General features: G+C 72.9%; 16 protein-coding genes and 1 pseudogene. 10 read left to right on the forward strand and 7 right to left on the reverse strand.

Going from position 1 to position 18381, the window contains the following annotated elements:
- The 3 genes from GTW40_RS04950 to GTW40_RS04960 form a co-directional block, all read left to right on the forward strand.
- On the forward strand, window positions 1-1243 hold a 1243-nt coding region (locus GTW40_RS04950; RefSeq protein ID WP_161178914.1), incomplete at its 5' end, for a VWA domain-containing protein.
- The gene (locus GTW40_RS04955; RefSeq protein ID WP_161178915.1) at window positions 1240-2961 is read left to right on the forward strand and encodes a hypothetical protein; all 1722 of its coding nucleotides are present in this window, start codon (window positions 1240-1242) and stop codon (window positions 2959-2961) included. The genes GTW40_RS04950 and GTW40_RS04955, both read left to right, overlap by 4 nt.
- Before the next feature lie 52 nt (window positions 2962-3013).
- Window positions 3014-3757, forward strand: a complete 744-nt coding sequence (locus GTW40_RS04960) for a class I SAM-dependent methyltransferase (protein ID WP_161178916.1) — start codon at window positions 3014-3016, stop codon at window positions 3755-3757.
- Window positions 3758-3772: 15 nt separating this feature from the next.
- Here GTW40_RS04960 and GTW40_RS04965 read toward each other — a convergent pair whose 3' ends face one another.
- The 7 genes from GTW40_RS04965 to GTW40_RS04995 form a co-directional block, all read right to left on the reverse strand.
- Window positions 3773-4570: a hypothetical protein gene (locus GTW40_RS04965; RefSeq protein WP_161178917.1), complete on the reverse strand. Its 798-nt coding sequence runs from the start codon at window positions 4568-4570 to the stop codon at window positions 3773-3775.
- A gap of 24 nt (window positions 4571-4594) precedes the next feature.
- Window positions 4595-6679, reverse strand: coding sequence for a TerD family protein (locus GTW40_RS04970; protein ID WP_161178928.1), 2085 nt, complete (start codon window positions 6677-6679; stop codon window positions 4595-4597).
- A 172-nt stretch (window positions 6680-6851) separates the two neighbouring features.
- Window positions 6852-7199, reverse strand: coding sequence for a metalloregulator ArsR/SmtB family transcription factor (locus GTW40_RS04975; protein ID WP_161178918.1), 348 nt, complete (start codon window positions 7197-7199; stop codon window positions 6852-6854).
- A gap of 257 nt (window positions 7200-7456) precedes the next feature.
- On the reverse strand, window positions 7457-7882 hold the full coding sequence (locus tag GTW40_RS04980) for an ATP-binding protein (RefSeq protein WP_161178919.1): 426 nt from the start codon (window positions 7880-7882) through the stop codon (window positions 7457-7459).
- Window positions 7882-9534: a SulP family inorganic anion transporter gene (locus tag GTW40_RS04985; protein ID WP_237525340.1), complete on the reverse strand. Its 1653-nt coding sequence runs from the start codon at window positions 9532-9534 to the stop codon at window positions 7882-7884. Before GTW40_RS04985 ends, GTW40_RS04980 begins: the two co-directional genes overlap by 1 nt.
- 257 nt (window positions 9535-9791) lie before the next feature.
- Entirely contained in the window at window positions 9792-10157 is a 366-nt protein-coding gene (locus GTW40_RS04990; RefSeq protein ID WP_161178920.1) for a zinc ribbon domain-containing protein YjdM, read from the reverse strand.
- Window positions 10158-10202: 45 nt separating this feature from the next.
- Window positions 10203-12524: a serine/threonine-protein kinase gene (locus GTW40_RS04995; protein ID WP_161178921.1), complete on the reverse strand. Its 2322-nt coding sequence runs from the start codon at window positions 12522-12524 to the stop codon at window positions 10203-10205.
- Between the two features lie 376 nt (window positions 12525-12900).
- Here GTW40_RS04995 and GTW40_RS05000 point away from each other — a divergent pair, with 376 nt between their 5' ends.
- From GTW40_RS05000 to GTW40_RS05030, 7 genes and pseudogenes are all read left to right on the forward strand, one after another.
- On the forward strand, window positions 12901-14121 hold the full coding sequence (locus GTW40_RS05000) for a metallophosphoesterase (protein WP_161178922.1): 1221 nt from the start codon (window positions 12901-12903) through the stop codon (window positions 14119-14121).
- A gap of 69 nt (window positions 14122-14190) precedes the next feature.
- The gene (locus GTW40_RS05005) at window positions 14191-15369 is read left to right on the forward strand and encodes a cytochrome P450 (RefSeq protein WP_161178923.1); all 1179 of its coding nucleotides are present in this window, start codon (window positions 14191-14193) and stop codon (window positions 15367-15369) included.
- A gap of 112 nt (window positions 15370-15481) precedes the next feature.
- Complete coding sequence (locus tag GTW40_RS05010; RefSeq protein WP_161178924.1) at window positions 15482-16297, forward strand: DUF427 domain-containing protein; 816 nt, start codon at window positions 15482-15484, stop codon at window positions 16295-16297.
- 146 nt (window positions 16298-16443) lie between these two features.
- Window positions 16444-16884 carry a Tat pathway signal sequence domain protein gene (locus GTW40_RS05015; RefSeq protein WP_161178925.1) on the forward strand — a complete coding sequence of 147 codons (441 nt, stop codon included), beginning with the start codon at window positions 16444-16446 and terminating at the stop codon, window positions 16882-16884.
- On the forward strand, window positions 16881-17501 hold the full coding sequence (locus GTW40_RS05020) for a class F sortase (RefSeq protein ID WP_161178926.1): 621 nt from the start codon (window positions 16881-16883) through the stop codon (window positions 17499-17501). The genes GTW40_RS05015 and GTW40_RS05020 overlap by 4 nt, the downstream gene beginning before the upstream one ends.
- Before the next feature lie 157 nt (window positions 17502-17658).
- Window positions 17659-18150 (forward strand): RNA polymerase sigma factor, encoded by a 492-nt coding sequence (locus GTW40_RS05025; RefSeq protein ID WP_161178927.1) that lies wholly within the window; start codon window positions 17659-17661, stop codon window positions 18148-18150.
- Window positions 18134-18381, forward strand: a pseudogene (locus tag GTW40_RS05030) (hypothetical protein); the annotation flags it as partial. The gene GTW40_RS05025 and the pseudogene GTW40_RS05030, both read left to right, overlap by 17 nt.

Raw genomic sequence — 18381 nt, forward strand, 5'->3', positions numbered from 1 at the left:
CGACCTGGCGGCGCGGGAGGCGCTGGCGGCGGTGGGGCTGCTGCCGGAGGCGGGGCAGGCGGTCCCGGCGACGGATACGGACACCCCCGGGTCGTCCGACGAGCCGACCCCGGCCTCCGCCGGACACATCGCACCGGCCGACCGCTGGCGCCTGGTCCTGGGCCGCCGTCGCGATCAACTGCCGCCTTCCGCAAGGCGATTGGCGACGGCGCTGGACGAGCTGTACGGCACCGGACGCGGCGAGGGCAGCCGGGGCGATCTCACCGGAACCGGGGCCGGGGCCGGCGGCGGGGGCGGTCGGGAGGCCCCGTACCCCGGCGTGCGGGAGTGGTCGGAGGAGCTGGCGGCGCTGTTCGGCCCGGGTGTCCGGGAGGAGGTGCTGGCGGCGGCCGCGGCGACGGGCCGGGCGGACGTCTTCGCGGAACTCGACGCGGAGAGCGTGCGCCCCTCGGTGGACCTGCTCCGCTCGGTGCTGCGGCACGCGGGCGGCCTGCCCGAGGCGCGGCTCGCGACGCTGCGGCCGCTGGTACGGCGCCTGGTGGAGGCGCTGACCCGGGAGTTGGCCACCCGGCTGCGTCCCGCGCTGCACGGCACCGCGCTCCCCCGGCCGAGTCGGCGTCCGGGCGGCGGTCTCGATCTGGCCCGCACGCTGCGGGCCAACCTGGCCACGGCGCGCCGGGCCCCGGACGGCACGGTGACGGTGATCCCCGAGCGGCCGGTGTTCCGCACCCGGGCCCGCAAGGCGGCCGACTGGCGGCTGATCCTGGTCACCGACGTGTCGGGCTCCATGGAGGCGTCCACGATCTGGGCGGCGCTCACGGCCTCCGTGCTGGCCGGGGTGCCCACCCTGTCCACCCACTTCCTGGCCTTCTCCACGAAGGTGATCGACCTGACCGACCAGGTCGAGGACCCGCTCTCGCTGCTGCTGGAGGTGAGCGTCGGCGGCGGTACGCACATCGCGGCGGGGCTACGGCACGCCCGCGAACTGGTCACCGTCCCCTCCCGGACGCTCGTCGTGCTGATCAGCGACTTCGAGGAGGGCTACCCGCTCGGCGGCCTGCTGAGCGAGGTCCGCTCGCTGGTCGGCGCAGGCTGCCACGTACTGGGCTGCGCGAGCCTGGACGACGCGGGACGCCCGCGCTACTCGACCGGCGTGGCGGGCCAGTTGGTCGCGGCCGGGATGCCGGTGGCCGCCCTCAGCCCCCTCGAACTCGCCCGCTGGATAGGGGAGAAGATCGCATGAGCACCCAACTGCCGCCCGTCGCACCGGAGGTGACCGCCACTCTCGTGGAGGCGCTCTCCCCCCGGCTGCGCAAGCGCCTGGACGCGGGCATCGCCAAGCTGGCGGACCGCCCGGTGGACCGCGACGGCGACACCGTGCGCATCGCCGTCGACGACACCACGTACGTCGAACTCCACGCGCCCGGCGGGTCGGTGACGACTCCGGACGCGGTGCACTGCGGGTGCCTGCTGGCGCCGGACTGTCTGCACCGGGCGGCGGCAGCGTCGTTGGCGCCGGTGGCCGAACTACGGCTTGCCGCCGAGCCGTTGGTGGCGGACAGAGCGCCACAGCCGCAGGAACCCGAGGCACCCGAACCCGAGCGACCCACCCCTGGCCAACTCGCCGCCGCACGCACCGTATGGACCGCCGCCGCAGCCGTACTGGACGCGGGCGCCGACGGCTGCGGGGCGGTGCTCCAGGCGGAGTTGCTGCGCGCCGCCCACACCGCGCGCCTGGCCGGTCTGCACCGCGTAGCCGCCGCGTCGTCCTCCGTGGTCACCGCGTTGCGCGCGGCCCGCTCGGCCGACCCGGCGTACCGGCTCGCGGACCTCGTCGCGGCACTCGGCGACGTCCTCGCGGTGTCCCACCGCCTCCCGCATGCCGAGGGCGAGGAACTGGCCGCCCTGCGCGGCACGGCCCGGCAGCCGTACCGCCCGGACGGCTCGCTGCGGCTGTACGGCCTCTTCAGCGAGCCGGTGCTGACGGCGAGCGGGTACGCGGGCGCGGTGACCTGGACGGCCGACGCGAACGGCAGGCTCTACCAGGTGTCGGACGTGGCACCCGGCGGCGCGGCCCGCGCGACGGGCGCCGCCGACCGCGCCGTACGACTCGGCGACACGGCCCTCACCCACCGCGAGCTGTCCCGGGCGGGACTCGCGGTCTCCGGCGCGACGGTCTCCCCCAGCGGCCGTCTCGGCGCGGGCGCCAAGGTGCGCGCGGTACGCGCCCCCGGTGTCGACTGGCGCGCGGACCCGCTGGACCGGCTCTGGCGCGTCCCCCTGCGGGACCAGCTGACCCGCGCCCTGGCGCCCGACTCCAACGGTCTGCTCTTTCTGGAGGTGACCTTCACGGGCACGGTCCGCGAGTCGGCGGGCGACTGTCTGCTGGCCGCCTCCGACTGCGTCACCCTGCGTCTGACGGCGGCCCACGACGACCCGTCCCTCCCCCACCGCGACAACCTCCGCCTCCTGGCCGCCGCCACGGACACGCCCCTTCGCGTCATCGCCCGCCTGACCCCGGCCTCGCACCCCCGGGCCACGCTGCTGGCGACGGAACACCCCACCACCCCGGGCACGCACGTGGACGTGGGCCTGGACCGCCTGCAGAAGGCGGACCTTCCTGCCCCCACCCCACCCCCGCAGCCCGCTCCCCCGTCCGACGAACCGCCCGTCCACCTCCTCGTCCGCCGCATCCACCAGACCGCGGCGGGCGGCCGCCGTGCCCTGGCCCACCCCGGCACCGGCGGCGTCACCGACCCCCGCCGCCTCGCCGCCCACGGCCTCCCGACGGCGGCGGCCCTCCTGACGGAACTGCACTCCACGGCGACGACCCGCTCCCGCGACACGTTCGGGCGCCTGCTCCCGGCCGATCCGACGCGTTTCACGGAGGCGTGGCTGAAGGCGAGGGAGTACACGGTGGCGCTGGACAGGGCGTTGTGCGTGGCGGGCTGGACCGCGTAACGGGTCATAAACCGCTCGACAACCCCGGACCCACCCGGAAAAGTACCCCGCCGTGACGAGCAGCGAATTGTGGAGCCGTGCCACCGCCGAGCGGTACGACGCGGAGGACGCCGAGATGTTCTCCGCCGCCGTACTCGGCCCGACCCTCGCCTTCCTGGCCGAACTGGCGGGCGACGGGCCCGCGTTGGAGTTCGCCATCGGGACCGGCCGCGTCGGCGTGCCCCTGCGGGAGCGCGGGGTTCCCGTGACCGGCGTCGAACTGTCCGCGCACATGGCGGCCATGCTGCGCCGCAAGGTGGACGAGGAGACCCTGCCGGTCGTCCTCGGGGACATGGCGACCACCGTCGTACCGGGCGACTTCACCCTGGTCTACCTCGTCTACAACACGATCTCCAACCTGCTCACCCAGGACGAACAGGTGGAGTGCTTCCGCAACGCGGCGCGCCATCTGGGACCCGGCGGCCGCTTCGTCATCGAGCTCAACGTGCCTCCGCTGCGACTCCTGCCGCCCGGCGCGGCCGCCGTGCCGTTCGACGTGTCGGACCGGCACCTGGGTTTCGACACGTTCGACCTGGTCGAGCAGATCCTCGTCTCCCACCATCTGACCCGCGACGGCGAGGACGGCCGCTACCGGCGCGGCTCGTCCCGGCACCGGTACGCCTGGCCCGCCGAGCTGGACCTGATGGCACGGCTCGCCGGGCTCGAACTGGAGCGGCGCGTGGCGGACTGGGACGGGACGCCGTTCACGGCGGACTCCGGGAAGCACGTCTCCGTCTGGCGCAAACCGGCGGCCTGACCAGGCCGTCCCAGCTCAGAGTGGCAGCACGGGCCGGGTGGAGAAGTCCTCCCACATGTCCTCGCCCTCCTCGCCGTAGACCAATTCGGCCATGGACGGATTGCGGTTGGCGGTGGCCAGCGGCAGCCAGCCCAGCAGCGTCCCGTATCCCCCGCACGCCGATTCGCCCCCGTCCCCGCCGTGCACGGCACCGGTGTCCTGGCTCAGCTCGGCGGAGTACGTGTCGTGGGCGATGCGCAGGCCGAAGGCGTTGAGGTCGTTCTGCGGGCCGGAGCGGTCGCCGTACGGGATGCGGTCGAGCGGGCACGTGTCGCCCCACCGGAACAGGGTGCCCGCCCCGGCCCCGCACGCGTGCTCCCACTCGTCGGCGCTCGGCATCCGCAGCCCGCGCGCGGCGAGCTCGTCCGGCATGTCGGCGGGCGGCTCGGTCAGCGCCTCGGCCTCGACGGCCATCAGGACGGTCGGCACGGTGACAGTCCGCCGAGGGCTGAGCACCTGCGCGAGGTGGGCCCGTAGATCGGGGCCGTATCCGAACCCGGCGGCCACGCTCTCGGCGTAGTCGGCCTCCTCCTCGGGCGTGGGCTGCCAGGCGGCAAGGTCGAACCCGACCGTCACCCGGCCCCCGGGTATCAGCGCGAACTCCTGCCCGCCCCGCTCGATCAGCACCCGATGCCACACCCCGCCGAGATGCTCCCCGGCCCCGATGTCGCTCACCGATCCCCCGACCCGCCCGGCCACCTCCTCGGCCAACCGGCGCACCGTGGACACGTCGAGGGACCGCCACCCGGCGAAGTCAAGATCATCGAGAGTCATGCGGCGCAGTCTCCCACGCGCGCCCTACGCCCCCTTCTTCGCCACCAGCCGATCGAGATGGGCCAGCACCCCGGCGTTGAACTTGTGCACCGCCTCGTCGATGCTGCGGATGAAGCCCGCCTCCGTGTTCCCCCGCTGACCGCCCATGCTCTTGAACAGCGAGAGCCGGAAGCCGGTGATCTTCACCCCGCTCTTCGGCAGCATGTCGCCCGGCTCGGGCCGCAGCCGCTCCAGGGTGCCGCGCGGGCCCCCGGTCTCGCCCTCGACCAGGGTCTCGATGTGCAGATCGGCGGGTGCCTCCGCCAGTTCGCGGACGATCCGCTTGGCCCAGGAGAGCGGATAGCCCTGCTCGGGCGCCGGGACGTCGATCGAGGTACGGATCTTCGTGGTGCGCAGGTCGGCGGTGACCCCGAGCACGCCCGCGACGCCCTCGATACGCAACTCCGCCTGCAACGTGCCGTCCAGGCACAGCTGGTCGGCCATGCGGGAGCGCCGGGCCACCGCGTCCGAGTCCCGCCGGGCCCGCTGGACGGGGAGGACCTTCAGCCCGAGTTCACCGCCGAGGCCCAGCGACACCTGGCGCACCAGCCGCTCCCAGCTCTCGACGGTCTCCAGCGCCCGGGGATCGCCCTGGCAGAGGGTCTCGTCCTGGATGCCGCTGCGCACGGGCACCCAGGCGGGGCCCATGTTCTGGAAGCCGTGGCAGCCGGAGTTGTCGTGGAGGAGGTAGTGCAGCAGTTCCTCAAGGAGCCAGGCGTGCGCGGGATTCACCACGCCCTCGTGCCGGATCAGCATCTGCGCCTGGTGCGCCACCTCGGCCCAGGACAGATGCCACAGGCTCACCTTGTTCTTGCGCCGCCGGTCGATCTTCACCTCGACCAGCGGACTGCCCTCAAGGGCCACGTCGTTGGAGAGCGTGATGACCGCCTCGTACCCCCGCCGCGCCGCGATGTCGGCGTAGGCCTGCACCTGCTCGGCCCTGAGCGGGTTGCCGTTCGTCTTGGTCTCCACGAGCGCGGTCCAGAGTTTGCCCGCGCGCTCCACCCGGATCACACCGTCCGGACGCCGGGGCGTGTCGCCGTGCGGCAGGGACACCTCGGTGAAGGTCTCCATGCGCCCGGCGGGGGCGCCGAACCCGGCGGTGAGCCTGCGGCCGAACTCGGGGACCTGCGCCATCACGGCCAGGAGCACGGAGGTGGCCCGCATCTCCCGGTCCCGGTCGCTCTTCAGCGCGGAGACGGGAAAGAGCCGGGCACCGCGCCACGCGTCGTTCTCCGCGAGGGACTTCTTCAGCGCCTTGGGGAGGGTGACCTTCTTCTTGGCGGTGCGGGGGCGGGTCTTCCTCGCGGCCGGTACGGCGTCGGCGGCCTCGTCTGGCGTGCGCGGTGGCGGGACGGCACCCGTGACGGGCGCGACGGGCTCGGGCGTGGGCCGCGGCTCGGGGATCTGCTCGACCACCGCGTCCCCGACTGCCGAATCCCCGGCCGGCACCTCGCCGCCCGGCTCGGCCGTCGCCTCCTCCTCCGGCGCGTCGTCCACCGTCCCGGCCGTCCCGGCGTCGTCCTCGGCGTCGTCCTCGATGTCGACCCCGTGGTCGGACGCGAGCGCGGCGAACCCCGCCTCGTACCCCTGCCCGACCGCGCGGAACTTCCATTCCTCCCCGCGCCGGTACAGCTCGCCGAAGATCAGGGCGCTGACGCCGCCCGCGTCCCCGACCTCGTACGTCAGCAGGGGCTCGCCCGAGCCGTCGCTCAAGGTCAGCCGCAGGTCCTCGAGTTCGTCGAAGCGGGCGGAGCCGTACCGGCTGGCCGCGACGAGGATCGTGGCGACGTCGTCCGGGAGCGCCTTGAGGTCGAAGCCGATCCGGTCCTCGCTGCCCTCCCCGACGGGGGTCTTGCCGAGCAGCTGCACGCTGCCGTCCGGCGCGCACGGGTTGTTGTAGAAGTAGAAGTCGGTGTCGCCGCGGACCTTGCCGTTCTCGTCCAGCAGCAGCACGGAGACGTCCGCGTCGCCCTCGCCGGTCGGACTCACCCACCCCAGGCTGACCACCACCGACTCGACGTCCCCGTCGCCGAGGGCGCCCAGCACGACGTTGGCACCCTTGGTCATCTCGTACACGCGGCCTCCCGACCGATCACCAGGCAGAAGGAATCCCCCGCCCTCACCGGAACCTCGTGTGGAGATTCGGTGCACCTGATGTGAATGTGATGACTCTATCGATCAACGGGGAAAGTCACCCCAAGGAGATGCGAACCCGTACGAGCGGGCCATGACCGGAAGGTCAGACCTGCTTTCCCTCGCCCTGGGTCGCCTGGAGGTCGGCGAGGAGTTCGGCCTGGCCCGCGAGGACGCCCGAGAGGATGGTCCGCGCCACCCGCAGCAACTCCGCCACATGCGGGCTGGTGAGGGAGTAGTACACGTTCGAGCCCTCCTTGCGCGTCCTGACCAGGTTGGCCCGGCGCAGGACAGCCAGTTGCTGGGAGAGGCTGGCGGGCTCGATGCCCACCTCGGGCAGCATCTCGGCGACCGCGTGCTCGCGCTCGCTCAGCAGCTCCAGGACGCGGATGCGGGCGGGGTGACCCAGGGTTTTGAAGAACTCCGCCTTCAGCTGGTACAGCGGCGTACTCACCGGGCCGTCTCCCTTTCCGCGCGGCGGCGCGGCCTCACCGGGCCTGTCCCGGCGCCTCGCCGCGTCCGGCCATTCGTCAACACCATGCGACCCATCCTCGCGTGCGGCAGCGGCCCGGCCGAATCCACGTCGACGACGGGAGCCGCCGGATGCGGCGGCGATGACCTCGTGAATTGCCGAGATTAGCAAGTCTTCGAACGGGCGAACCGGCCCGTGTTCGCGCGGCTCCGTCGGAGGATCCGTCGGCGGCGCCGCCCTCAGAGCGGGAGCGTGATCCAGATGACCTTGCCGCCTCCGTCGTCGTCGGCATGGACCGCGGCACTGCCGCCCAGGCCGAGCGTCAGCTCCATGACCGTGGCCAGGCCGCCCGTCCCGGTGTCCAGGCCCGGTCCGTCGAGCCGTGGCCGGTGGGGATGCCGGTCGTGGACGGCGAAGGCGACCCGGTCGGGGGCCGCCGCGTAGACCACCGTGACCTGCGGGGACAGTACGGCGGCGTGCCGCACGCTGTTGGTCACCAGCTCGCTCACGATCAGCAGGGCCGGGTCCACGGCCGGGTGCCGCAACCCGATGCCCCACTCGGTCAGCGCCCGCTCGGCGGTCTCGCGGGCGACGCGTACGGCGGAGGGTTCGGTCGGCAGCGTGAGCACATGCCGGTGGGGCAGGGCGTTCAGATCGGTGAACATCACGCCTCCACGGCCTTCGTCGCGGTGCCCTTGTGCGGGGCGGGTCCGGCGGGCAGCACTCCGGCGCGCTCCAGGTACTCCCGGGCGCCCCGGATCGCCTCGGGCGTGGTGGCGTACTCGCGCCCGTCGTGCCGCAGCAGCTCCAGCGCGCCCACGGATTCGAGCACCCGGCGCTGACCGGGCCGTACCCCGGAGGCGAGGACGCGGATGCCGCGCCGCTCCAGCTTCTCCACGGCGTCCTTGAGGACGAGCACGCCGGTGGCGTCCATGGTCGACACCCGGGACATGCGGAGGATGACGACGCGTACGTCCGCGACCTCGGTCAGCTCCAGCAGGAAGCGGTGGGCGGCGGCGAAGAACAGCGGTCCGTCGATGCGGTAGGCGACGATGTGTTCGGCGAGCAGGGCATGTTCCTCGGCGGTGTGGTCGGCCCGGTCGAGCGGCACCTGTTCGAAGCGGGCCTGCTTGGCGACGGCGCGCAGGGCGAGCGCCCCGGCGACGACGAGGCCGACGACGACCGCGTAGACGAGGTCGAGGGCGACGGTCGCGACGGCGGTCAGGACGAGGACCAGGGCGTCGGAGCGGGTGGCCCTGACCATGGCGCGCAGCGCGCCGACCTCGATCATGCGGATCGCCGTGGCCAGCAGGACTCCGGCGAGCGCGGCCAGCGGGATCTTCGAGACCAGCGGCGCGGCGGCGAAGACGATCACCGCGAGGACGACAGCGTGGGTGAGGGCGGCGAGCCGGGAGCCCGCGCCGGTACGGACGTTGACCGCCGTGCGCGCGATGGCACCGGTGGCCGGGACGCCGCCGAACAGCGGGGCGGCGATGTTGGCCAGCCCCTGCCCGAACAGCTCGCGGTCCGGGTCGTGCCGCTGCCCGACCGTCATCCCGTCGGCCACCGAGGCGGACAGCAGGGATTCCAGCGCGGCCAGGGCGGCGACCGCCACGGCGGGGCCGAGCAGGCTCCCGAGCGAGCCGAGGTCGAGGAAGGAGAGCGAGGGGACGGGCAGTCCGGCCGGCAGGTCGCCGATCGGCTTCACGCCGTGGAAGCCGCCGATCTGCGCCACGATCGTCGCCGCGATCACGGCGACGATCGAGAAGGGTACGGTCGGCCGCCAGCGGGCGCCCACGAGCATCACCGCGGCCACCGCGACGGCGAACCCGGCCGCCGTCCAGTTCGGGTTCTTCGCGAACTCCTCGACCGCCCGCCAGGTCACGACGAGCACCCGGTCGCCCTCGGGCTTGGACACGCCCAGGGCGTTCGGGATCTGCTGGAGCCCGATCACGCAGGCGATGCCGAGGGTGAAGCCCTCGACGACGGGCGCGGGGACGTACCGCATGTACTTCCCGGCCCGCAGCAGTGCCAGGCCGACGAGCATGACGCCCGCCATGAGGCCGACGGTGAGCACCCCGGTCGGGCCGTACCGGCCGACGATCGGCACGAGGACCACGGTCATCGCGCCGGTAGGCCCGGACACCTGGAGGTTGGAGCCGCCGAAGACGGCCGCCAGCGCACCGGCGACCACGGCGGTCGCGAGGCCCGCCTCGGCGCCGAGCCCGGAGGAGACCCCGAAGCCCAGCGCCAGCGGCAGCGCGACGACGGCCACGGTGAGTCCGGCCAGCAGGTCGCGGCGCGGGTCGCGCCGCATCTCCGCGAGGTCGCCCCGGCCGGGCAGCAGCGCGGCGACGGCGGCCCACAGGCGGTCGGCCTTGACCTGGTACAGCGGAACGGACACCGGGCCCCTCGGCTTCCCCAACAGCCCCCTCGGGGGCAGGACGCGAAAGGTTGTGCCCGCGGCTACCTGCGGACACAACCATCACAGCATCTAAGCAATTGCGAAATTATGCAATTCCTCAATGGACGGGGACCCTGATGGTTCCGCCACCGGCAGGGGGTGCCCGGGGCTCAGGCCTTCTTGACCACGCTCGACTTGAGCTGCATCGCGCCGAACCCGTCGACCTTGCAGTCGATGTCATGCCCGTCGACCCCGTCGACCAGCCGGATGTTCCGCACCTTGGTCCCGGCCTTGATCCCGGACGGGCTGCCCTTGACCTTGAGCGCCTTCACGACCACGACACTGTCGCCGTCCCGCAGCACATTGCCGACGGCGTCCCTGACGACGCGCCCGCCGTCCTGGGCACCCGCTTCACCCGCTTCCCCCGCTTCGCCGGGAGCCCATTCATGGGCGCACTCGGGACACACCACCAGGGCGTTCATCTCGTAGGTGTACTCACAGGAGCACTTCGGACAGGGAGGAGGATTCTCAAGCATCCGACCAGCCTATCCGGCCCCCGGACCCATTCCGGCGGACCGGAGTCAGCCCGCCTTCGGCGGATTCCGCGTGTCGAAGGCGAAGAGCGTGTTGTTCGCCGCGGCCACGATCAGCACACGCCCCGCGACGGTCACACGCGGGCTCGCGCCCTGTTCGCCCGTCAGGCCGTCGGCCTGCGGCGGCGTCGCCCACAGGATCCTGCCGTCGTCCGGCGACAGCGCGACGACCCGGCCGGTGGCCGAGCTGAAGTACAGCGCACCGGCTCCCGCCACGGGGCCCGACGCGCCCTCCACATCCGTCTGCCGCGACCACTTCTTCCGGCCGGTCACGGGGTCGAGCGCCGTGACGAGGCCGGTCTGCCCGCTCACGTAGACGGTGCCGTCCACCATGCCGGGCGTCCCCTCGTACTTCTTCGCCAGTCGGGTGTACGTGACCTTCCGCGAGGCCGGGTCGACCCACACCACTCCGTCGTACCCCTCCGGCTCCGCTCCCCCCGCCACCGGTTCCTGAAGGAGTACAAGCCTGCCGTCGGCGACGCCCACCGGCACGGCGCGGCCGTCGACCGTGATGGGAGCGCCCAGCTTCCCCGAGGCCCGGTCGACCTCGTACAGGGCGGGGTGGAACACCCCCAGGTCGTCCACCTCCCCGTCCGTCGCGCACATCGCGAAGAGCCGCGGACCCACCAGGACGGGAGCGCACTGCGTACCCGCGGGGAACGACGTCGTCCAGAGGACCTCACCGCTGTGCGCGTCCCGGGCCTCGAACCGGGAGTTGGAACCGTCGACCGACACGACGGCGGAGCCGACCACGACGGCGTCCTCGAACCGGCCCGTGACGGCTATCGACTGGGCGCCGGACGGCGCGGACCACAGCTCCCGGCCGCTCTTCGCGTCGATGGCCACCACCTCGTTGGGCGGGCTCTGCGTGTCGTCCTGGGCGGCGATGCGGTATCCGATCACGGTGTCGTCGGTGGCGCCCACCATGTGCACGCCCTGGGGCGGGATGCCCGGGCTCGTCACCGTCCACACCGGCGAGCCGTCCATGGTCCTGACACGGGTCGCGACGACACCGCCGCCCCCGCAGTACACCGCGTCGCCGTGCGCGACACAACGCAGCTCGTCGAGGACTTCCTGGCCTCCCGGCACGGTCTTGTGCCACGGCCTGAAGCCGACCGGAAGCGCGGCTCCCGACGTGACGACGTCGTTGCCCTTGTCGTTGCCGCCGTCGCCTCCGAGGCGTCCGGCGTTCAGCGCTGCCACTCCCCCGCCGATCGCCGCGACCGCGACGGCAGCGGCGAGAACGGGGCGCCAGCGGCCGCGCGGACGGCGGCCATTGAGGGTGTCGGGGCTGTCCGCGTCGGCACCGGTCGGGGCGGGAGCAGGAGTGATGGTTGACTCAGTGGCCGAGTCGTCGCCCCGAGTCGCGGCCGAGGCCTCGCCGGGAGTCTCGGCCGGGGCAGCCGACGCCAGGGCGTCCCCCGTCACCGAAGCCTGCTGAGTGATCACGTCGCGGGTGCGGTAGCGGCCCGAGTCGGGTCCGTCCGCGTCGGCTCCGCCGAGGTCGCCCGGCAGGTCCCGGAGCAGCACGAGGAGTTCGTCCGCCGAGGGGCGCCCCTTCGGCTCCTTGTCCAGGCAGGGCTCGACGACCGCGCGCAGAGCCGTCGGCACGGCACCGAGCGACGGCTCCTCGTGCACCACCTGATACGCCGTCAGGTAGGGGCTGTCCGCGTCGAAGGGTCCGCGGCCCGTCGCCGCGTACACCAGCAGCGTGCCGAGCGAGAAGACGTCCGATCCCGGCCCCACGTGACGCGGCGACCGCAACTGCTCCGGCGACATGAAGGGCGGCGTACCGATGACCCGCCCCGTCATCGTCAGCGTCTCCTGGCCCACGGCACGCGAGATGCCGAAGTCGATGACGCGCGGGCCCTCGGGCGAGAGCACGACGTTCGAGGGCTTCAGGTCACGGTGGACGACCCCCACCCGGTGGATGTCGCGCAGCGCCTCCGCGAGCCCGATGGCGAGCCTTCTCAGCTCCGCCCCGCTCAGCGGACCTTCCGCGGCGCAATGCTGGGCGAGCGTGCGCCCCTCGATGTAGGCCGTCGCCATCCACGGCTGCTCGGCCTCGGGGTCGGCGTCGACCACGGCGGCGGTGAACGCGCCGCTCACCCGCCGCGCGGCCGCCACCTCCTGGCGGAAACGGATACGGAACTCGTCGTCCTCCGCGAACTGCCGGTGAATCAGTTTGACCGCGACACGCCGTCCCGAACTCGTACGGGCCAGGAAAACCGCGCCCATTCCACCCGAGCCGAGCCGCGCCTCCAGTGGATAACCGCCGATCTCGGCTGGATCACCTTCGCGCAGCGACACCGTTCCCGACCTCCCGTTTCCCCGTACATCTCAGCCACCGCGGGCCTGCGTACCCGTCCCCGCACAAACTAGCCGCAGGGCAGTGGAGCACCGCGACGCGGGTGACGAACAGGGGGGCCTGGACCATCCCTTAGGCCGCACACCGGGAAATTTCGCTCGTCACCGCAGGTCGGACGGGCCGAGGCGAACCTCTGGCGGAGGAAGCTCAACCGGCCCTGATGGTTGGCGCGTTGTCGACGTACGTGTCCGCGAGCCCGAAAGCCGCCGGGAATCGACTCACCTGCCCCCGCAGCGCGGCCCGTTCCACGACGGCGGACAATGAGCTCCCCAAGAGCTCCGGCAGTTGAGGCGGGAGCAGAACCTCGGGAGGGGAAGCGTGACCGACACCAGCAACACCCGATCCGCCAGCGGTGAGGCGCAGGGGGCGCCACGGAGCCGACTGCTGCGCCTGACGCGCTACCTCCCCCTCGTCGCCCCCGTCCTGCTGTGGGCCGTGCCCTGCTGGGTGCTCCTGTACGGCGGCCAGCACTGGCCGCTCCCCGTCACACTGACCGGCACCGCGCTGTTCGCCCTCGGTCTGATCGGCATGCCGCTCGCGATGGCACGCGGCCACGGCCGACGCCAACAGGACGGGGCGGCGATCGTCGGTGACACGCTGCTGGGCGCGGGCTGGGTCCTGTTCACCTGGTCCGTTCTGCTCGGTGTCCTGCTGCGGGCCGCCCTGACCGTGGCGGGCGTCGGTGACGGACAGGACCGGGCGCGCGTCGTCGCCTGGGCGATCCTGGGCGTGACCGCCGTGCTGCTCGTCTGGGGTTACGCCGAGGCCCGACGCGTACCGCGCGTGCGCCGCGTCGAGGTGCGGCTCCCGCGTCTGGGAGCCGGACTGGACGGCACCCGGGTCGCCCTCATCACCGACACGCACTACGGCCCCCTCGACCGCGCCCGCTGGTCGGAGCGGGTCTGCGAGACGGTCAACACCCTGGAAGCCGACCTGGTCTGCCACACCGGCGACATCGCGGACGGCACGGCCGAACGCCGCCGCGCCCAGGCCGCCCCGCTGGGCACCGTGCAGGCCACTCGGGCCCGTGTCTACGTCACCGGCAACCACGAGTACTACAGCGAGGCCCAGGGCTGGGTCGACCTCATGGACGAGCTGGGCTGGGAGCCGTTGCGCAACCGCCATCTGCTGCTCGAACGCGGCGGCGACACCCTCGTGGTGGCCGGTGTGGACGACGTCACCGCCGAGTCGTCCGGCCTGCCGGGCCACCGCGCCAACCTCACCGAGGCCCTGAATGGCGCCGACCCCGACCTCCCCGTCCTCCTCCTCGCCCACCAGCCCAAGTTCATCGACCGCGCGGCGGACCACGGCATCGACCTCCAGCTCTCCGGCCACACCCACGGCGGCCAGATCTGGCCCTTCCACCACCTGGTCCGCCTCGACCAGCCCGCCCTCGCCGGCCTCACCCACCACGGCGCCCGCACCCACCTCTACACCAGCCGCGGCACCGGCTTCTGGGGCCCGCCCTTCCGCGTCTTCGCCCCCAGCGAGATCACGCTGCTAGTCCTCCGCTCCCCGCAAGAGTCCGCCGTTTCCTAGGACTTGGGACTTGACGGGCCGACACGTCCGCCCGGAATGGCCCACGAACCGAGGAGAGACCCTGACCACATGACCGACCCGACGCAGGACCCCCGCTTCCTCCAGAACCCGTACCCCACTTACGCCGCCACGCGGTCCGCCTGCCCGGTGCAGCCCGCACCCACCGGATCCGGCGGCCGCCCCGGCTACCTGGTGACCGGCTACGCGGAAGCACGAGAGGCCCTGGGCGACCCCCGGCTCTCCAAGGACACGGCCGCCTTCTTCCAGGGCAGGGGGTCATCACGTCACCTGCACCCCGCCGTCGCACACCACATGCTCGCCACCGACCCACCCCAGCACACCCGACTGCGCAAGCTGGTGACCAAGGCGTTCACCACGGGGGCCGTCACGAAGCTTCGTCCGTTCATCGCGCGGGTCACCGACGAGCTGCTGGACCGGTGGCCCGCCGACGAGCCGGTCGACTTCGTGGCCGGTCTGGCCGTGCCGCTCCCCGTCATCGTGATCTGCGAGCTGCTCGGAGTGCCGCAAAAGGATCGGTCCGACGTCCAGCGCTGGTCCGGAGAACTGTTCGCGGCAGGAAAACCCGACGTCATCGACGCGGCCTCGCACTCCATGGCCGACTACATGACCGGTCTCATCGCCGCCAAGCGACTGGCCCCCGGCACCTCCCTCCTCGATCAGCTCATCTCCGCCCGCGACGGAGACGACCGCCTGAGCGAGGAGGAGTTGGCCTCTCTGGCGATCCTGCTGCTCGTGGCCGGACACGAGACCACCACCAACTTCCTCGGCAACGCCCTCCTGGCCCTCCTCCAACACCCCGCCGAACGGGACCGTCTTCGAAAGAATCCGGACGAAATCCCAGCCGCGCTGGACGAGTTGCTCCGCTTCGACTCCCCCGTCAGCACAGCCACCTTCCGCTACGCCACGCGGCCCGTCACCCTCGGCGGCACCGACATCCCCGCCGACACCCCGGTCCTGGTCGCCCTCGGCGCGGCCAACCGCGACCCCCAGCGGTTCCCGTCGCCGGACCGGCTCGACCTGGACCGGGACGCCACCGCTCAGCTCGGCTTCGGCCACGGCATCCACCGCTGCGTCGGCGCTCCCCTCGCCAAGGCGGAAGCGGAGATCGCCCTGCGAGCGGTGCTCACCCGGTACCCCGGAATCCGACTGGCCGTACCGCCGGATCGGCTGAACTGGCGGCACACCCGTCTCGTGCGCGGGCTGGCCTCGCTTCCGGTGACACTCTGATGGACCCGACGACGAGCGGGTCGCGGCACGGCCCGGGAGCCACGCCGACGTCGTGCCGATCGCCGCGCGAACAACCGCGTTCGCCGCGCGAACAAAAGAAGGAGTACCGGCCATGACCGCCTTCCCCACGCCTCCGACCGTCCGGACCACCCCCGAAGGCATCCGGTGGGAACCCTCCGAGCGCTGGGTACGCGGCCGCACGGGCGGCGGCACCACGGTCGTCGACAGCAGGCGTCCCGTCCTGGTGTGGGAGCCCGGAACGCCGGTGCCTCTGTACGCCTTCCCGCGCGAGGAGGTCCGGGAGGATCTGCTCCGCCCGGCGAAGAACCCCCCGCTAGGCACCCACAGCGGATCGCGGATCTTCTACGACCTCGAGGCCGACGGCCGTCTGATGGAGAACGCCGCCTGGACCTTCCCGGCCGAAGACCTGGCCGGGCACATCGCCTTCGAGTGGTTCGCACGGGTGGGCCGGGGCCTGGAGCACTGGTACGAGGAGGAAGAGGAGATCTTCGTCCACCCCCGCGACCCGCACAAACGGGTGGACGCCATCCCGAGCAGCCGCCACGTCCAGGTATGGATCGACGGCACGGTCGTCGCCGACACCCGTCGCCCGGTGCTGCTCTTCGAGACCGGCCTGCCGACGCGGTACTACATCCCGCGCGAGGACGTACGCCTGGACCTGTTCGAGCACACCGACCACAGCACCGCGTGCCCGTACAAGGGCACCGCCGCGTACTGGTCCTGGCGGGGTGAGGGCGATGTCGGGCCGAACGTCGTCTGGAGCTACCCCCACCCGCTGCCCGCCGTCGGCGCCGTCAAGGACCTGCTCGCCTTCTACAACGAGGCGGTCGACATCACCGTGGACGGCGAACGCCTGGAGCGCCCCGTCACACCGTTCACCGAGCGGTCGCGGGGCGCGGCTTCCTGAACCGCCGCTCGGGACACGGGAATTACCCGCCGTCGAGACTTTGCCGACGCTTTACAACCCGTACCGCCCCTGTCTCGTCTCTCCGCTCGATCCATCACACAGCCGCCCGGCCACCCGCCGGACCGGCCGAGCGAAGAGAGCGATTCATGCGTCGAACAGTCCTCAGCGCCACGGCGGCCGCCTGCGTCGCCGTGCTGGCGAACACGGTGCCCGCGTTCGCCCACGGAGCGAGTGCGACCCCGACCACCCGCCCCTCCGTCACCGCCGTACCGTCCACCTCCGTCCCGTCGGCCCGGCCGAGCGCTCCGGGCGGCGCGGAGCCGAGCGCGGCCCCCAGCCGAGTACCGAGCGCCGCCCCCGCCCGTACGGCCGAGGGGGCGCCCACCCCCGTACCGTCCGCCGCCCCGGCCAGGGGACGCGGTCAGGTCGCCGTCGTGCCCAGCGGCGCTCCCGACACCGGTGTGACCACCGGTTCGAGCGACTCCGGCAACCATGCCTCCCTGGTCGGCAGCAGCGCCGTCGGTTCCCTCGTGGTGGGCGGCACGGCGGTGTTCCTCCTGCGCCGCCGACGGGCGACCGGGGCATGACCCGCTTCTCCAGGCGCGCTTTCGTCGTCGCCGCGCTGGTCCCCCTGCTCGCGAGCTGCGTCGGTCACGACGGCACCGGAGTGTCCGCGGGCCGCCCCGTCGACACGCACGCGAGCACCCCGTCCACCGCTGGTCCGGCGAACTCCTCGACGGATCCCGCCAGTTCGGCGCCCGCGCGGCTGCGGATTCCCGGGATCGGCGTCGACACCCCGGTCATGCGGCTCGGGCTGGCCCCAAGCGGCGGCGTGCAGGTGCCTCCGATCACCGCGCACGACCAGGCGGGCTGGTACGAGAACTCCCCGACGCCCGGCACGACCGGTCCGTCGGTGATCCTCGGCCATGTCACGGTCGGCGCCTACGGCGACGGTGTCTTCCGCCGCCTCGACCGGCTGCGCCGGGGCGACGGGATCACGGTGCGCCTGGAGAACGGCACGTCGGCCCGGTTCACGGTCACCTCCGTACGGACCGTCACCAAGGCCGACTTCCCGACGAAGGCGGTCTACGGCGACGTCGACCGGCCCGAGTTGCGGCTCATCACCTGCGGCGGACCCCGTACCGGCGACGGCTACCGCGACAACGTGATCGTCTTCGCCGCGTCGAGCACCGCACCCGACTGACCGGCCGCCGCCCGCACGCTCCCGGGCCGACGGAACGTACGCCGTCGGCCCGGGGTCTTCCCCGTGGGCACCCCGGACTTCCCCGGCCCGAAAGGAGCCGCAGGAAAGCCCGAAGGGCCCCGGCCCGAAGGAGTGCCCCATCCCCCCATGGAGAACGTTGAAACGGTCCCGAGAGAAGGCGGCGGCAGAGCTCTTCGCCGCGCTCTACCCGCGCCTGGCCGGCTGGTGCCGCCGTCTCGTCGACGACGACGAGACGGCCCACGAGATCGCCTCGGAGGCGTTCACCCGCCTCTGGGCCCGCTGGACGTCCGTGTCGGAGCCCCGGGGCTTCCTCTACGTCACGGCCGCCAACCTCGTCCGGGACCACTGGCGCCGCATGGAGCGTGAGCGCAGGGCCATGCGCCGCGCCACCGTGGAGGCGTCCGTCCTGCCGCCCGCCGAGCAGACCGACCCCTCGGTCCGCCTGCTCGTCCAGGCGCTCCCCGAACGGCTGCGCATACCGACCCTGCTGCACTACTACGCTGACGTGCCGATCCGGGAGGTGGCCGTGCTGACCGGGCGCAAGGAAGGGACCGTCAAGGCCGACCTGCACGCGGCCCGTGAACTGCTCCGCGCCCACCTGAGGAGAAGCCTTGACCACATTCGGTGACGACGGTCCCGACTTCGGCCCCGAAGACCCCCTCGCCGTCATCATGCGGCCGCCCGCCACACACCTCGCGCCTCCCCCGGGCCGCTACGAGGAGATCCGCCGGGGCGCGGCCCGCCGCCGCATCCTGCGCGCCGCCGTCGGCGCGAGCGCGACCTGCGCGGTCGCCGCCCTGTTCGCCGTGCCGCTGCTGCGTACGACCCACCAGGCCCCCGCGACCCCGACGGTCCCGCT

Origin of the sequence: Streptomyces sp. SID4985 (assembly GCF_009863025.1) — a bacterium.
In the GTDB taxonomy this organism is placed as follows: domain Bacteria; phylum Actinomycetota; class Actinomycetes; order Streptomycetales; family Streptomycetaceae; genus Streptomyces.

Excerpts from the sequence above, each read along its gene's own strand:
- GTW40_RS04980 (WP_161178919.1), bottom strand. The coding sequence starts at position 7,882 with ATGTTCACCGATCTGAACGCCCTGCCCCACCGGCATGTGCTCACGCTG.
- GTW40_RS04985 (WP_237525340.1), bottom strand. The coding sequence starts at position 9,534 with ATGCGGCGCGACCCGCGCCGCGACCTGCTGGCCGGACTCACCGTGGCC.
- GTW40_RS04990 (WP_161178920.1), bottom strand. The coding sequence starts at position 10,157 with ATGCTTGAGAATCCTCCTCCCTGTCCGAAGTGCTCCTGTGAGTACACC.
- GTW40_RS05010 (WP_161178924.1), top strand. The coding sequence starts at position 15,482 with ATGACCGCCTTCCCCACGCCTCCGACCGTCCGGACCACCCCCGAAGGC.
- GTW40_RS04955 (WP_161178915.1), top strand. The coding sequence starts at position 1,240 with ATGAGCACCCAACTGCCGCCCGTCGCACCGGAGGTGACCGCCACTCTC.
- GTW40_RS05015 (WP_161178925.1), top strand. The coding sequence starts at position 16,444 with ATGCGTCGAACAGTCCTCAGCGCCACGGCGGCCGCCTGCGTCGCCGTG.
- GTW40_RS04970 (WP_161178928.1), bottom strand. The coding sequence starts at position 6,679 with ATGACCAAGGGTGCCAACGTCGTGCTGGGCGCCCTCGGCGACGGGGAC.
- GTW40_RS05005 (WP_161178923.1), top strand. The coding sequence starts at position 14,191 with ATGACCGACCCGACGCAGGACCCCCGCTTCCTCCAGAACCCGTACCCC.
- GTW40_RS04965 (WP_161178917.1), bottom strand. The coding sequence starts at position 4,570 with ATGACTCTCGATGATCTTGACTTCGCCGGGTGGCGGTCCCTCGACGTG.
- GTW40_RS05020 (WP_161178926.1), top strand. The coding sequence starts at position 16,881 with ATGACCCGCTTCTCCAGGCGCGCTTTCGTCGTCGCCGCGCTGGTCCCC.